The 14,738-nt window shown below is 35.4% G+C and carries 14 protein-coding genes; 8 read left to right on the forward strand and 6 right to left on the reverse strand.

What is annotated here, in order from left to right; all coding sequences use genetic code 11:
• The first annotated feature begins 42 nt into the window (after window positions 1–42).
• Window positions 43–420 (forward strand): hypothetical protein, encoded by a 378-nt coding sequence (locus ISU00_RS17405; protein ID WP_228851945.1) that lies wholly within the window; start codon window positions 43–45, stop codon window positions 418–420.
• Between the two features lie 4 nt (window positions 421–424).
• Here ISU00_RS17405 and glyA read toward each other — a convergent pair whose 3' ends face one another.
• On the reverse strand, window positions 425–1,699 hold the full coding sequence (gene glyA, locus ISU00_RS17410) for a serine hydroxymethyltransferase (protein ID WP_228851946.1): 1,275 nt from the start codon (window positions 1,697–1,699) through the stop codon (window positions 425–427).
• Between the two features lie 203 nt (window positions 1,700–1,902).
• Here glyA and fahA point away from each other — a divergent pair, with 203 nt between their 5' ends.
• Together fahA and ISU00_RS17420 are read left to right on the forward strand one after the other, a co-directional pair.
• Window positions 1,903–3,183, forward strand: coding sequence for a fumarylacetoacetase (gene fahA / locus ISU00_RS17415; RefSeq protein ID WP_228851947.1), 1,281 nt, complete (start codon window positions 1,903–1,905; stop codon window positions 3,181–3,183).
• 247 nt (window positions 3,184–3,430) lie between these two features.
• Entirely contained in the window at window positions 3,431–4,597 is a 1,167-nt protein-coding gene (locus tag ISU00_RS17420) for a hypothetical protein (RefSeq protein ID WP_228851948.1), read from the forward strand.
• Window positions 4,598–4,654: 57 nt separating this feature from the next.
• On the opposite strand, the gene ISU00_RS17425 is transcribed toward ISU00_RS17420, so the two are convergent.
• Together ISU00_RS17425 and ytxJ are read right to left on the reverse strand one after the other, a co-directional pair.
• Complete coding sequence (locus ISU00_RS17425) at window positions 4,655–5,311, reverse strand: DUF4242 domain-containing protein (RefSeq protein WP_228851949.1); 657 nt, start codon at window positions 5,309–5,311, stop codon at window positions 4,655–4,657.
• 87 nt (window positions 5,312–5,398) lie between these two features.
• Window positions 5,399–5,785, reverse strand: coding sequence for a bacillithiol system redox-active protein YtxJ (ytxJ, locus tag ISU00_RS17430; RefSeq protein ID WP_228851950.1), 387 nt, complete (start codon window positions 5,783–5,785; stop codon window positions 5,399–5,401).
• A 165-nt stretch (window positions 5,786–5,950) separates the two neighbouring features.
• On the opposite strand from ytxJ, the gene clpB reads away from it, so the two are divergent.
• The 3 genes from clpB to ISU00_RS17445 all read left to right on the forward strand — a co-directional run bounded on the left by clpB (window position 5,951) and on the right by ISU00_RS17445 (window position 10,126).
• Window positions 5,951–8,560, forward strand: coding sequence for an ATP-dependent chaperone ClpB (gene clpB / locus ISU00_RS17435; RefSeq protein WP_228851951.1), 2,610 nt, complete (start codon window positions 5,951–5,953; stop codon window positions 8,558–8,560).
• A 285-nt stretch (window positions 8,561–8,845) separates the two neighbouring features.
• Complete coding sequence (deoC, locus tag ISU00_RS17440) at window positions 8,846–9,508, forward strand: deoxyribose-phosphate aldolase (RefSeq protein WP_228851952.1); 663 nt, start codon at window positions 8,846–8,848, stop codon at window positions 9,506–9,508.
• Between the two features lie 69 nt (window positions 9,509–9,577).
• Window positions 9,578–10,126, forward strand: coding sequence for a SixA phosphatase family protein (locus ISU00_RS17445; RefSeq protein WP_228851953.1), 549 nt, complete (start codon window positions 9,578–9,580; stop codon window positions 10,124–10,126).
• On the opposite strand, the gene ISU00_RS17450 is transcribed toward ISU00_RS17445, so the two are convergent.
• A complete protein-coding gene (locus tag ISU00_RS17450) occupies window positions 10,109–10,876 on the reverse strand; it encodes a DUF6503 family protein (RefSeq protein WP_228851954.1) in 768 nt (255 codons plus the stop codon). The genes ISU00_RS17445 and ISU00_RS17450 overlap by 18 nt on opposite strands.
• 91 nt (window positions 10,877–10,967) lie before the next feature.
• Between ISU00_RS17450 and smpB the strand changes: the two genes are divergently transcribed.
• Complete coding sequence (smpB, locus tag ISU00_RS17455; protein ID WP_228851955.1) at window positions 10,968–11,423, forward strand: SsrA-binding protein SmpB; 456 nt, start codon at window positions 10,968–10,970, stop codon at window positions 11,421–11,423.
• Here the strand turns inward: smpB and ISU00_RS17460 are convergent.
• Both ISU00_RS17460 and ISU00_RS17465 read right to left on the reverse strand, forming a co-directional pair.
• A complete protein-coding gene (locus ISU00_RS17460; protein ID WP_228851956.1) occupies window positions 11,420–12,946 on the reverse strand; it encodes a M20/M25/M40 family metallo-hydrolase in 1,527 nt (508 codons plus the stop codon). The two genes, smpB and ISU00_RS17460, sit on opposite strands and share 4 nt — an antisense overlap.
• Before the next feature lie 16 nt (window positions 12,947–12,962).
• Window positions 12,963–13,604 (reverse strand): protein-L-isoaspartate(D-aspartate) O-methyltransferase, encoded by a 642-nt coding sequence (locus ISU00_RS17465; RefSeq protein WP_228851957.1) that lies wholly within the window; start codon window positions 13,602–13,604, stop codon window positions 12,963–12,965.
• Window positions 13,605–13,751: 147 nt separating this feature from the next.
• On the opposite strand from ISU00_RS17465, the gene ISU00_RS17470 reads away from it, so the two are divergent.
• Window positions 13,752–14,711 carry a Gfo/Idh/MocA family protein gene (locus tag ISU00_RS17470; protein WP_228851958.1) on the forward strand — a complete coding sequence of 320 codons (960 nt, stop codon included), beginning with the start codon at window positions 13,752–13,754 and terminating at the stop codon, window positions 14,709–14,711.
• Window positions 14,712–14,738 lie beyond the last annotated feature (27 nt).

The following is a 14,738-nucleotide window of genomic DNA, read 5'->3' on the forward strand; positions in this document are numbered from 1 at the left end:
AAATCCTTATATTTAACGTAGACTGATTTAAAAGTGTCAATTATGCTTGGACTAATTTTTGAAATCGCTTGTATATGCGCTGGCATTCTGTTGGCTATTACCACACTAGATAGGCTCGACGGAAAAAGCAATTTTTTCAATAAAGTTGCCGAAAAACTTACCCCATTTTCTGCCATTATTGGAATAGTTACAATGATTTTGGGGATTCTGTTTCTACTAAAATTTCATTGTATTTTATTCAGTTTAACAGGTATTGCATGTGGCTTATTGCTTCTACCACAGAGACTCTCCAAAATACCAGGCATTGGTGACTTTTTATTTAAATTATCAAATAGCATACAACCATACAAAGTATTTGTAGGCGATATTGCATTGGTTCTTGGAGTGTTAGGCTTATTTAATTTGAATCCGTTCTGCTAAAAAATTAACCTACAAATAAGGGTCGCTCCCCCATTAATGCATTAACTTTTTCAGCAACCTGCTCAATTTTTGTATCGTTTGTGTGATTACAGATTACCTCATCAATCAGCTCAACTATTAAATCCATATCTGATTCCTTTAATCCACGGGTGGTAACGGCTGCTGTACCAATCCTAATACCAGACGTTACAAATGGTGATTTATCATCAAAAGGCACCATATTTTTGTTTACAGTAATATCTGCTTTTACAAGAGCCTGCTCTGCATCCTTACCAGAAATATCCTTATTTCTAAGGTCAATTAACATCATGTGATTATCGGTTCCATCAGAAATAATATTATAACCTTTGGATACTAAAGCCTCTGCCATTCTATTTGCATTTTTCTTCACCTGAACCACATAATGCATGAAGTCATCTGTTAATGCCTCTCCAAAAGCTATCGCCTTAGCTGCAATTATATGCTCCAATGGGCCACCTTGATTTCCTGGGAAAACAGCTGAATCTAATAATGATGACATTTTTTTGAGGGAACCATTTTTCAATGTTAACCCAAATGGATTGTCAAAATCTTTACCAATCATTATCATACCACCTCTAGGGCCACGCAATGTTTTATGGGTAGTAGTTGTTACAATATGGCAATGGGGAAGAGGATCATTTAAAACTCCCTTTGCTATTAAGCCAGCCGGATGTGAAATGTCGGCCATTAAAATAGCATTAACACTATCAGCAATTTCTCTAAACCTTTTAAAATCAAGATCCCTCGAGTAGGCAGATGCCCCAGCAATAATCAATTGTGGTTTTTCTTTTAAAGCAATTTCTTGAATTTTATCGTAATTGAGTGTCCCTGTTTCCTTCTCAACACCATAAAATACAGGGGAATACAATTTACCAGAAAAATTTACAGGAGAGCCATGGGTAAGATGTCCTCCGTGCGAAAGATCAAAACCTAAAATTTTATCTCCGGGTTGAAGGCAGGCAGCAAATACAGCAGTATTAGCTTGACTTCCAGAATGTGGTTGAACATTAACCCATTCTGCCCCAAACAAAGTTTTTGCCCTTTCAATCGCTATTTGTTCAACTTCGTCCACAACCTCACAACCTCCATAATATCTCTTACCCGGATATCCTTCAGCATATTTATTTGTAAGAACTGATCCCGCAGCTTCCATAACCTGCTGGCTAACGAAGTTTTCTGATGCGATTAATTCTAAACCGTTTAACTGACGTTCTTTTTCAGCGGCAATAAGTTCAAAAATCTGCTCGTCTCTTTGCATAATTTTAGGTTTCAAAAAAATTTTTTCAAAAATAGAAAATACATTGTTTTAATACTTAACAAAATCTATAATGGTAGAATGAAATTATTAGAAGTTATCAACCAAATTTCACATTTTACATTTTAATCCAATTCTTTTAGGAGAATAAAAAAATTTATGTAGGTTTGAAATTATACTTAACTATTAATTAATAACCAAAAACTATGTCTGTATCAGCGAATAATCCTGATAGAACCTCTTGGTTGCATGTGAGTAAAAATTCCGATTTTCCTATACAGAATATTCCGTTTGGGGTATTTCTTACAAGAGATGATATTATAACCATTGGAACCCGCATAGGTGATACCGCTATTGATCTTGGGGCCTTACACCAACTAGGCTATTTTGATGGTATTGCATTAACAGATGATATTTTTCTGCAGGATTCTTTAAACGACTTTATCGCAGATGGTCGAAAAACATGGAGAGCCGTTCGAAATAGAATTGCAGAAATTTTTGATAGCAATAACAAAACGCTAAAAAACAATACTAAACATAAGGAACGTATTCTTTTCAGGTTAGATGAAATTGAAATGCAGTTACCAGTACAGATTGGGGATTATACCGATTTTTACTCAAGTATTGAACATGCTACCAATGTGGGAAGCATGTTTAGGGATCCAGATAACGCCTTATTACCCAACTGGCTTCATATTCCGGTGGGTTATCATGGTCGTAGTTCCTCAATAATTCCTTCCGGAATACCGGTACACCGACCACAAGGACAAATTTTACCTCCTAATAGTGATACTCCAATTTTTTCACCTTCAAAAATGGTGGATTTTGAATTGGAAATGGCTTTCATAACTACTGATGCTAATGATCTTGGTGAACCTATCCCTATCGGGGAGGCCGAGGAATATATTTTCGGCCTGGTAATGTTGAATGATTGGTCTGCAAGAGATATACAAAAATGGGAATATGTGCCCTTAGGCCCATTTTTGGCGAAGAATTTTGCTTCATCAATTTCCCCGTGGATTGTAACTCTGGATGCCCTAGAACCTTTTAGAGTCCCGGGTCCAAAGCCTCTTAAAAAGCAACTTCCTTATCTTCAGTATAAAGGAAGCAAAAGTTACGATATACATTTAGAAGTGGCCATAAGACCTAAATCCGCTAAAGAATTAGTTGTAAGTAAGACGAATTTCAAATATATGTACTGGAATATGTCTCAGCAATTGGCTCATCATACTATTAATGGATGCCCTGTAAATTCAGGCGATATGATGGGAAGTGGAACAATTTCAGGGCCTACCCCGGATTCTTATGGATCTATGCTTGAATTGACTTGGAAAGGTGAAAAACCTATCATTTTAAAGGATGGTAAGCAACGTACATTTATAGAAGATTTCGACACAGTAATTATGAGGGGCCATTGTGAAAAAGATGGAACAAGAATTGGCTTTGGAGAAATCTCCACTCAGTTACTTCCTGTATTCAAAAAGTAATTTCCCAGACAAATTTCTTCTTACAGCCCTTAAGTTTTTAAGGGTTTTTCTTTTGACCTAAATCAACAACAATCATCATAATTTATCACTTAAACGTAAATTTAAGGCATTTTATCGATGTAAAAAGAAATAATTATTATATTAGCTGCATTAATCCAAACCCTCTTGCATTAGTCTGAGGGTTTTTTGTTGTCTATTTGGCATCATATTTGGAATTAACAACAAACTAACCCTAAATCTTAAAATTATGAAACGATTACTACTCCTACTAGTATTTATTTCACTTGTTGTTTCTTGTAGCGGACGCAAACATGTGGAGCGGGCCTTACATAGTGGAAATTACGACCACGCCATCAATGAAGCCTTAGACAAGCTAAAAACAAACAAAAATGCTAGAAGAAAACAAGAATATGTTGCAATGCTTGGAGATGCTTTTATTAAGGCTGAAGAACGCGACCTTGCAGAAATCTCTCACCTAAAAAGAGATGGAAATCCAGAACTATACAGAACGATATATGAGATTTATGCCTCTCTTGACAGACGACAAGATATCATAAAACCAATTTTACCTTTAGAATATAATGGCCAGCCATTAGAGTTAAGGTTTTCCAACTTTGACGGTGAATTAATTGATTATCGAGAAAAAACGGCTGAATATATGTATAATCAAGCTGTTGGCATGCTAAAAAGTAATGACAAAGGGGTAATTCGCGAGGCTTTCAAATTACTGCAATATGTAGATCGAATAAATCCCAACTATAAAAACGTTCGTGCGCATATGGATGAGGCCTATGCCAGAGGAACTGATCATGTGTATGTTAAAATAAGTAATCTCACGGATCAAATGATTCCTGAAAAATTAGAACAAAATTTATTGAATTTTGATTCCTATGGCTTGGATGACTTTTGGACAGCTTTTCACTCTAATACTGATGAAAATTTGGTATATGATTATAATATGGATTTAGAATTACGTAGAATCAATATTGCTCCAGAACAAATCTCCCAAAGAATCGTACTTAGGGAGAAAGAAATTAAAGATGGTTATAGAATAAAAAAAGATAGTTCAGGGAAAGAAATTAAGGTGGATAAATTTGTGAAGGTAAAAGCCGGATTGATAGAATTCAATCAAAATAAAGCGACCCAAATATTGGCTAATGTTAGTTTTTATGACAACAAAACCCAAAACCTAATAAATTCTTTTCCCTTAGAAAGTGAATTCATATTTACTAATACATATGCCAGCTATACTGGCGATAAAAGAGCGCTTACTAGTGAGGATATAAGTCATATCAATAATCGACAAGTTCCATTCCCTTCTAATGAACAAATGGTTTATGATACTGGACAAAACCTTAAACTTAAATTAAAAGATATTATCCGAAACTATCGTGTAGGAATTGCTATGAGATAGAAAAATTAAAAGCCCTTTTTAAAGGGCTTTTTTAATATCATACTTTCAAGGTAAAAATTACTCTCCTCTTACTATCTCTATAACTTCTTTAGGCACTAAACCATGTGCTTCTGTATGTGTTTTTATGACACTCTCAGAGTTGGGAGATTCAGACAGGCAATACACCATACCATTTTTTTCATCAACCCAATAATTAATAAAATTTACATTATTTTCCTCTTGAAATTCAAGATCCTTTTGGTGCGCCTCAGCCACTGCGTCGGCTGTTACGTTTCCGGCTCCCAACTCATGTATATCCAAAAATAATTTAGTTTTGCCCGTTAGGCCTGCTTTCATACCATCCGTTACAAGAACCACATCATTAGGTTCTAAACCATGGGCATGTTTGTGGGTTTCTGTTATTGCATCGGGACTTGGCGATTGTGAAACACAATAAACATTTCCATTTTTTTCATCAACCCAATATTCAATAAATTTTACACCATATTTATCTTGTGTTGCCAAATCTTTGGTATGGGCATCAGCTACGGCCTCCGCTGAAACATTACCTTCACCCAAATGGTGAACATCGATATACATATTTCTTTCTATAGGTTTTTGAGCTACTTCCAATACGGTATCGGGCTCCTCAATCACTATCCCCTCAGTTTCTTTTACTTCCTTGCAAGAAAAATTAAAAATAGTGAGTAGGAGCAATGGAGTTAAAATCTTCATTATTAAAGGTTAAATTGGTTGTTGCTATGAAGTTAATTAAAATTTTGTTCCATCCCAATAAAATAAAGTTGATCAATAAAAATTGGCTTATGCTATTTGTAGGGGCAACTGGGAAATGTCACTATGGGAGGCGTGCATATCTACCTTACCATCCCTAATAATTAATAATTGAGGTGATTCATGCCTGACATGCAATCTATCTGCAACAATCCTAGCCAATTGGCGATTGGCTATAACATCTAAATAGTAAAATTTAAGTTCAGTATTGTTTTCTAAATAAGATTTCTCAAACTGTTTTTTGGCCATTGAGCTAGTAAAGCATCTAATTGAGTGCTTAAAAAGCATCTGGGTGCCATTATGCGAATCTTGAATAATGGAATTTAATTGATTTTCAGTCGAGAATTCAGTCCAATTAAATTCATTACGAATAGTTTTAGTTGAATCAGTATTAAAAAGCTTTTTAAAAAGCGCCATAAATCAATAATTTTTTAATTAAAAAATCCTTAGTAGGTCAACATTTTCAAACCTTACAAACTGACGAAAGGTCAGGTTATTACTCTTATTTTCAGACATTTTGTCCTTTGATTTTGAGTGGTAAGATATTTGACAAATTATAAGAAAAAACACAACGATAAGAAAATGAATTTTAATAATTATACCATAAAATCGCAGGAAGCCATACAAAAGGCACAACAAATTGCCCAGGCTTATAGTCATCAGCAAATTGAAAATGAGCACATTTTTAAAGCTATTTTTGAGGTTGATGAGAACGTTCTTCCATACATTCTAAAAAAATTACAGGTAAATGTACCTGTCCTTGAGAAGGCATTGGATAAACAATTGGAAAGCTATTCAAAAGTATCTGGAGGAGAAATAATGCTATCTAGGGAGGCTAGTAAAATGCTAAACGAAGCCTCAATTTTAGCTCAGAACATGAAGGACGAATATGTTTCAATAGAACATATTTTGATTGCAATCTTCAAATCTAACAGCAAAATTGCCCAAATGCTAAAAGATCAAGGAGCAACCGAGAAACAGCTTAAAGCTGCTATTGAAGAATTGCGTAAGGGGGATAGGGTTACGAGCCAGAGTCAAGAAGACACCTACAACTCTTTAAATAAGTATGCAAAGAACCTAAATGAATTGGCTAGAGATGGAAAATTGGACCCAGTTATTGGAAGAGATGAAGAAATTCGTCGCGTACTTCAAATTTTATCAAGAAGAACCAAGAATAACCCAATTTTAGTAGGTGAGCCAGGTACTGGTAAAACTGCAATTGCAGAAGGATTAGCACATCGTATTATTGATGGGGACATTCCTGAAAATTTAAAGGAAAAACAAATTTTTGCCTTAGATATGGGCGCCTTAATTGCAGGCGCAAAATACAAAGGTGAATTTGAGGAGCGTCTAAAGGCGGTTGTAAAAGAGGTTACAACAAGTGAAGGCGATATTGTACTATTCATAGACGAAATCCACACATTGGTTGGTGCCGGTGGTGGACAAGGCGCTATGGATGCCGCTAATATTTTAAAACCTGCTCTCGCTAGAGGTGAATTAAGAGCAATAGGGGCCACAACTTTAGATGAATATCAAAAATATTTTGAAAAGGATAAGGCTTTAGAAAGAAGATTCCAAAAAGTTATGGTCAATGAACCTGATACCGAAAGCGCCATTTCTATTCTTAGGGGTATAAAAGAAAAGTATGAAAACCACCACAAAGTTAGAATTAAAGATGAGGCTATTATCGGAGCTGTGGAATTATCTGAACGCTATATAACAAACCGGTTTCTACCTGATAAAGCCATTGATTTAATGGACGAGGCTGCTTCTAAAATTAGAATGGAAATAAATTCCAAGCCAGAAGAGTTGGACGTTTTAGATCGCAAGATCATGCAGTTAGAAATTGAGATTGAAGCGATAAAGCGCGAAAAAGATGAGGCTAAATTAAAAGTCCTTCAGGCGGAATTGGCAAATCTTAAAGAAGATCGGAATGAAATATATGCCAAGTGGAAAAGTGAAAAAGAAGTGGTCGATAAAATTCAGTCTACAAAACTGGACATTGAAAATTTCCGTCTAGAAGCTGAAAAAGCAGAAAGGGAAGGCAACTATGGTAAAGTAGCGGAAATCCGGTATGGCAAAATCAAGGAAGCTCAAGAGGAATTAGATAAACTTCAGAAAGAATTACAAGACAATCAATCTGGCAATTCTTTGATAAAAGAGGAGGTGACCTATGAGGATATTGCTGAAGTGGTTGCCAAATGGACTGGAATACCAGTTACAAAAATGCTTCAAAGCGATCGAGAAAAACTTTTGAAACTTGAAGATGAACTTCACAAAAGAGTTATCGGACAAGAAGAGGCTATTATGGCGGTAAGCGACGCAGTAAGACGAAGCAGGGCAGGTCTTCAAAATCCACAAAAACCAATTGGTACCTTTTTATTTTTGGGTACAACTGGTGTTGGTAAAACAGAATTGGCAAAGGCCTTGGCGGAATATCTTTTCAACGATGAAAATGCTATTACGAGAATAGATATGAGTGAATATCAAGAACGCCATGCTGTTAGCAGGTTGGTTGGTGCACCTCCAGGTTATGTTGGGTATGACGAAGGTGGACAATTAACTGAGGCGGTTAGAAGAAAACCTTATTCAGTTGTTCTGTTAGACGAGATTGAGAAAGCACATCCAGATACATTTAATATTCTCCTTCAAGTTTTAGATGAAGGTAGATTAACAGACAATAAAGGTAGAGTTGCAGACTTTAAGAATACCATAATTATAATGACATCCAATATGGGAAGTCACATAATACAAGAAAAATTTGAAGCAACCAAAGATATAGAATCTGCAATGGAAGCAGCAAAAGTTGAAGTTCTTGGTTTATTAAAACAAAGTGTACGTCCAGAGTTTCTAAATAGAATTGATGAAACAATCATGTTTACGCCATTAACGAAAGAAAACATTTTAGAAATCGTAAAACTTCAATTAGAAGGACTCAAAAAAATGCTTTCCCATCAGGGAATTACATTTGATGCAACGGAGGAGGCAATTAGTTATTTGGCTGAAAAAGGCTATCATCCTGAATATGGTGCCCGACCAGTTAAGAGAGTAATACAAAAGGATGTATTGAATTTACTAAGTAAAGAATTGTTATCTGGAAAGGTTACCCATGACAGTATCATTTTGCTAGATGAATTTGATGACAACCTTGTATTTAGAAACCAAGACAACCTAGTTGCGGAAAATATTTAAAAGTTACATTAGGCGACTAATGTAAATTGTCCGAAAGGACGTTCATAATAATTTGATTGGTTAGTGTGAGGCAGTTCAAGCAATTATGTTTGGACTGTCTTTTTTTATATTCCATTTTGAAAAATTTTAACCAATTCTAGGCAATAATTATAATCTTTTAAGAGTTTATCAGATTGATAAATTTGTATCTTGTCCCTCGACAAAACACCCCTAATCTGCGATAAAGTGTAAAAAAATTACTAGTATAACAATAATCATTTCAAATTAATTTAACCTACACTCCCCATGAAGATTAATAGATATATAGATCAGACCCTTTTATCCCCGACTGCAACGGAAGGAGACATCATTGCCTTGTGCAATGATGCCAAAAGATATGAGTTTCAAACAGTTTGTGTCCATGGATGTTATGTTCCACTTGCTTCCCAATTATTGAAAAACTCTATCGTAAAAGTTTGTACAGTTATTGGCTTTCCACTTGGTTCATCGTCTACTGAAGCAAAGGTTTTTGAAGCGACAAATGCCATAACCAATGGTGCCGACGAAATTGATATGGTGATAAATATGGGATTTTTAAGAAGTCGGAATTATGTCTCTCTTCTTAAGGATATTAGCGATGTAAAGGCGGCTATAGGCAAACACCCTTTAAAAGTTATTCTTGAAATTTCTAATTTATCTAAGAATGAAATTATAAGAGCCTGTGAGATTTGCCTGGATGCTAATGCTGATTTCATTAAAACTTCCACTGGTTTTTCGAAAGGTGGCGCAACACTTACAGCTGTGAAAATTATCAGAAAAACGGTTAAAGATAGAGCCAAAATTAAGGCCTCTGGCGGAATTCGTGATTATGAAACAGCCATGAAATATATCGATTTAGGTGTTGAAAGAATAGGGACTTCATCTGGAGTAGAAATTGTTTCAGAAGCAGCGGTAGTCGATACAGTATAATTCGGATTTCTAAACTTATAACGTAAAGATAAAAGTCTTAATTTTAAAAGCCAATAAAACAATTATAACATGGCCTTTAAATTTACAAGACATTTATTTTTTTTAGTAATTCTTACCACAATTTACGGTTGTGCCCAAAACCACAGTGAATTATCCTCGGATACAACCCAACCTATTTCTAAAGACATCACAACATACTATTTTATTCGTCATGCAGAAAAGGACCGTTCGAATCCTAACAATTCAGATCCAAGCTTAACTGAACAAGGTCTAAAAAGAGCAGAGAAATGGGCAAATACTTTAAAAAATGTTGATTTTGATGCTATTTATTCATCGGATTACACTCGAACCAAGCAAACAGCTCAGCCATTGGCAAACCAAAATAATTTGGAAATTCAATTATACGATGCCAAAAACTTAAACGATGAGAAATTTCAAAAGGAAACTACAGGCAAAACAGTAATGGTGGTTGGGCACAGCAATACTACTCCCCAATTTGCCAATGCGTTATTAGGGGAAGAGAAATATTCAGAAATGGATGATTCAGATAATGCGGGACTTTATATTGTCACAATAATCAACGGAGAGAGAAGCACACAACTACTGTCTATCGATTAACTCAACTGAAATATTTTGGTTCTCAATTTTAGACAATAGGTCTAATTGTCCAGCTTCAAAAAGACTATCTAATTCGGTTAAAGCTATTTCTTTTTTAGGCTTATAATTATTATAATCGTTAAAAATAACACCGCTTATATTTCTTTGATTGATTGCCTCCCTAAACCGGATTCCCCCACCGTCGGTGTAATATAAATAAGCCATGTAATCTATTAAATGTGTCTCACAATTGAACCAATACAGAAATTCATCATTATGGTCTTCTCCACCACCCACTTCATCAAACGTAACCTTTACCAAATCGTAACAATGACCTTTAATAGTAGTAGACCCCAAATAATCTGAGTTAACTGCCTTATCCTTTAAACTAAGTGGCAATACCAAAAAATAATGTACCGCATTAACCGAATTTTGGTATTTAACTGCCATTGAATCTGGAACATTCACAATTGAATCATTTATAAAACGATGAAATCTTTCATTAGTTAATACATCTAAAACTGTTCCAGTAGAGTCCTGGAATTCACGCTCAAATTTAAACCGTCCATTATTACGTTTAGCTCTATACAAGCGATCTCTAAAATTAAATTCAATAGTACTATTTTCTATTAAGGCACTACCTGATGCTTTAAAAGCATTATCAATAATTTGTTCAGATTTCGATTTTGTTTTATCTGTTGACTTACAACCTACTATAAAAATCAGACAGGAAAGAATTAGTGCAGCAATCAAATATTGTCTATAATTCACTTTTAAAATTTTACTTTTCACAAAGATACAAATGGCGGATATCATTCCGTTCAGGTTTATAATGCAATAACAATTTGTATTTTTGCACACCATGCAAAACAAGGTTAACATAAAAAATAAACGTGCCAAATTCGAATATGAAATTTTGGACACATATACCGCTGGGATTGTTTTGTCGGGAACTGAAATTAAGTCTATAAGAAATAGTAGAGCCTCGATTGCTGAAAGCTTTTGTGAATTTAATGATAAGGAAGAATTATTTGTGATTAACATGACTATTGAAGAATATAGTCACGGTACACATTACAACCACAGACCAAAAGCTGAGCGCAAACTTCTGTTAAATAGAAGAGAATTGAAAAATCTACAAAAAGATGTTTCAACTAAAGGCTTAACCATTGTTCCACTTCGCTTGTATATTAATGAAAATGGCTTGGCAAAATTAGAAATTGCATTGGCTCGTGGTAAAAAACTATACGACAAACGAGATTCTATTAAAGATAGGGAAAGTAAAAGAAGACTAGATAGAATTAATAAATCATTTTAGTCAGTAATCGACGTTTGTAAAATAGAGGTAATAGTCTTAATACCATTTATATAATTACCATACCGGAGATTTTCATTAGGGCTATGTTGATTATTGTCTAAATTAACCGTAGGCACGCCAACTGCAGGTATCCCCAAGACTTGAACGAATGGAGAAATAGGAACCGAACCTCCCATTGTTCTAATTTCTATTGGTTCCTCACCAAAAGCGCTCTTTATAGATTTTCGTAACCATCTCCCAGCTTCAGAATCCATATTGGTTCTGAATGCAGCATAAGCCAAGGAAGCATCAAATTTTGCAATTTTAGAAAATTGCTCTCTTTCAATTTCAGTAGGCTCATTATCAACCAAATGGTAACCTTGTTTAACAATATGTTGCTTTACCAAATCTATCATTCGTCTTCCATCGCTTTCCCTGACTAATCGAATATTAAGTTCTGCTATAGCTGTGGCAGGTATAATTGTTCTTGTTTCCTTACCTACCCAACCCGATTTTAATCCAAGTATACTCAAAGAGGGGTATTGTAATGACTCTTGGTAGTTACTACCAATATTATCTGTAGATGCAATGCCCAATCGTTTTTTGATAGCTTCTTCATCATCAGGAACCCTGGCTAATATAATTTTCTCGTCATTTGAAATTGTAATTCCATCATACCAACCGTTAATGGCAACTCTCCCATCCTCATACATCATCGATGACAGTAATTGTGACAACCTTAAAGCGGGATTTGGAGCATAATTGCCATAATGACCACTATGTTGCGGAGCAATCGGTCCAAAAACCTCTATAGACATTGTTGCAATTCCTCTTGCCCCATAAGCCAAGGTAGGCTTATTGGTAATATGTAATGGTCCATCAAAAATAAGAAGTATGTCAGCAATTAATTTGTCCTTATACAGTTCAACTGCGGATGGAAGGTTAGGAGAACCTTGTTCCTCTTCAAAATCTAAAATCACCTTAATATTGAATTCAGGCTCAATATTATTTGCCTTAAGAATATCAATCGCCTTTAAAAACATCATTAATGGCCCTTTATCATCGGAAACAGATCTAGCAAAAATGCGATAATCCGGAATCATAAGATCCGCGTCAGTTGGAGTTTCAATCTCTTCCCAATTTACTCCTGAAAGTTTTTTCAAGACCGCTTTATATGGATTTTCCTGAAACCATTTGGAGGTATCAACGGCCTGACCGTCCATATGAAAATACAACAATACTGTTTTTTTGGCCTTACTAAAATCCATTTCCCCCAGCAATAGAGGTGTAGCGGTGGTTTTTAGGATTTCAGTCGAAAATCCTCTCTTGTCTAAAGCTTTAGTTGCCCAATGTATATTGTTTTCCACCTGTTCTGGGTAAACCGCATCATTTGCAACAGAAAGCATTTCAAAAAATTCTGGTAAAGACTCAAAACCGTATTTCCCAGAAAGTCGATCTAATTGATTGACATCTAATTTTTGGGCAAAACTAATTGAACCATAAAACATCATAATTCCGACGGCAATAATCTTCGATGTTTTCATCAAGTATTTTTTAAATTTAATTTTTATCCTCCAACAAGGGCACAAATCGAAACTCACCGAATTCATGTTTCTCAAAATCCTTTTCACTTTTACGGATAAAGAGGGTCATAGTTTGCACTTTTTTACCTAGCGGTATCACTAATCGCCCACCAATTTCCAATTGACTAAGTAAGGCCTTTGGTACTCCGGGAGCACCAGCAGTTACAATTATTCCCTTAAATGGTGCTTCTTCCGGCATACCCTTATACCCATCTCCGAAAACTAATTTTTTAGCTCGATAGCCAATGGATGGAAGAAATTTACTCGTTTTCTTAAACAATTCCTGCTGACGTTCAATACTGTATACCTTCGCTCCCATTTCTAATAATACTGCTGTTTGATAACCGCTTCCAGTACCAATTTCAAGGATTTTATCCCCAGGCGAAATTTGCAGGAGTTCTGTTTGATAAGCTACGGTATACGGTTGGGAAATTGTTTGATTTGCGGCAATTGGGAAAGCCTTATCCTGGTATGCATGATCTAAAAAGCCAGAATCCATGAACAAATGTCTTGGAATCTTTCCAATGGCATCCAAAACATTTTGATCCTTAATACCTTTAGATTCCACAATTTTAACCAATTGCTGACGCAGACCCTTATGTTTAAACGTATCTGTCAATGAAGATTATTTTGATTATAAATATAAAATATCATTATTAAGCAGGAAACTAAAATATCCGATTAAGTTATTTACATGGTTTATCTATCTAGGATGAGACCATTTTACTGACCAAAAATTTTTAGATTTGTTGAAAACATTATTGAAATGCTCAAAGCAGGTGTTTTAGGCGCTGGCCATTTAGGCAAAATCCATTTGAGATTACTCAACCAATCAGATAAATACGAATTAATTGGCTTTTATGATCCCGATGCCAATCAAGCAAAAAAGGTTGTTGAAGAGTTTGGCTATGTATACTTCCCATCGATGGATGATTTAATTGATGCCGTAGATATGGTTGACATAGTTACCCCTACTCTTTCGCATTATGATTGTGCAAAGAATGCAATTGCAAAGGGAAAACATATCTTCATAGAGAAGCCAATTACCAATACTGTAGATGAGGCGGAGCACATTAGGCAATTACTTGCAGACCATGGTTTAAGGGGCCAAGTAGGCCATGTTGAACGCTTTAACCCTGCCTTTAAGGCTGTTAAGGATAAAATTGACACCCCGATGTTTATTGAAACCCACCGTTTAGCCGAATTTAACCCTAGAGGAACCGATGTCCCTGTTGTATTAGACTTAATGATACATGATATAGACATTATTTTAAGCGTAGTTCAATCTGAAGTAGTGTCGGTGTCTGCAAGTGGTGTTTCAGTAATAAGCGAAACTCCTGATATCGCTAATGCGCGCTTAGAATTTGAAAATGGCTGTGTTGCTAATTTAACCGCAAGTCGAATAAGCCTGAAAAACATGCGTAAAACTAGATTCTTTCAAAAAGACGCCTACATTTCGGTAGACTTTCTTGAGAAAAAGTGTGAAGTTGTTAAAATGAAAGATGCACCCAAAGAACCTGGTGATTTTGATATGATTCTTCGTAATGCAGAGGGACTTTCGAAGCAAATTTATTTCGATAACCCAGAAATATTGCCAAACAATGCAATTTTGGAGGAATTGGAAAGTTTTGCAGAAGCTATAAGGATGGACCGCCCACCAATAGTTACGTTAGAAGATGGCACCAAAGCGCTAAAAATTGCAAATCTTATCATTTCTCAATTTTAGGATTTCCTAATTCAATATTCTCACACC

The organism is Aegicerativicinus sediminis (assembly GCF_015476115.1).
Lineage (GTDB): Bacteria > Bacteroidota > Bacteroidia > Flavobacteriales > Flavobacteriaceae > Aegicerativicinus > Aegicerativicinus sediminis.

Excerpts from the sequence above, each read along its gene's own strand:
- ISU00_RS17405 (WP_228851945.1), top strand. The coding sequence starts at position 43 with ATGCTTGGACTAATTTTTGAAATCGCTTGTATATGCGCTGGCATTCTG.
- ytxJ (WP_228851950.1), bottom strand. The coding sequence starts at position 5,785 with ATGGCGCTTTTTAAAAAGCTTTTTAATACTGATTCAACTAAAACTATT.
- ISU00_RS17445 (WP_228851953.1), top strand. The coding sequence starts at position 9,578 with ATGGCCTTTAAATTTACAAGACATTTATTTTTTTTAGTAATTCTTACC.
- ISU00_RS17460 (WP_228851956.1), bottom strand. The coding sequence starts at position 12,946 with ATGAAAACATCGAAGATTATTGCCGTCGGAATTATGATGTTTTATGGT.
- ISU00_RS17470 (WP_228851958.1), top strand. The coding sequence starts at position 13,752 with ATGCTCAAAGCAGGTGTTTTAGGCGCTGGCCATTTAGGCAAAATCCAT.
- smpB (WP_228851955.1), top strand. The coding sequence starts at position 10,968 with ATGCAAAACAAGGTTAACATAAAAAATAAACGTGCCAAATTCGAATAT.
- ISU00_RS17420 (WP_228851948.1), top strand. The coding sequence starts at position 3,431 with ATGAAACGATTACTACTCCTACTAGTATTTATTTCACTTGTTGTTTCT.
- deoC (WP_228851952.1), top strand. The coding sequence starts at position 8,846 with ATGAAGATTAATAGATATATAGATCAGACCCTTTTATCCCCGACTGCA.
- glyA (WP_228851946.1), bottom strand. The coding sequence starts at position 1,699 with ATGCAAAGAGACGAGCAGATTTTTGAACTTATTGCCGCTGAAAAAGAA.
- fahA (WP_228851947.1), top strand. The coding sequence starts at position 1,903 with ATGTCTGTATCAGCGAATAATCCTGATAGAACCTCTTGGTTGCATGTG.
- ISU00_RS17425 (WP_228851949.1), bottom strand. The coding sequence starts at position 5,311 with ATGAAGATTTTAACTCCATTGCTCCTACTCACTATTTTTAATTTTTCT.
- clpB (WP_228851951.1), top strand. The coding sequence starts at position 5,951 with ATGAATTTTAATAATTATACCATAAAATCGCAGGAAGCCATACAAAAG.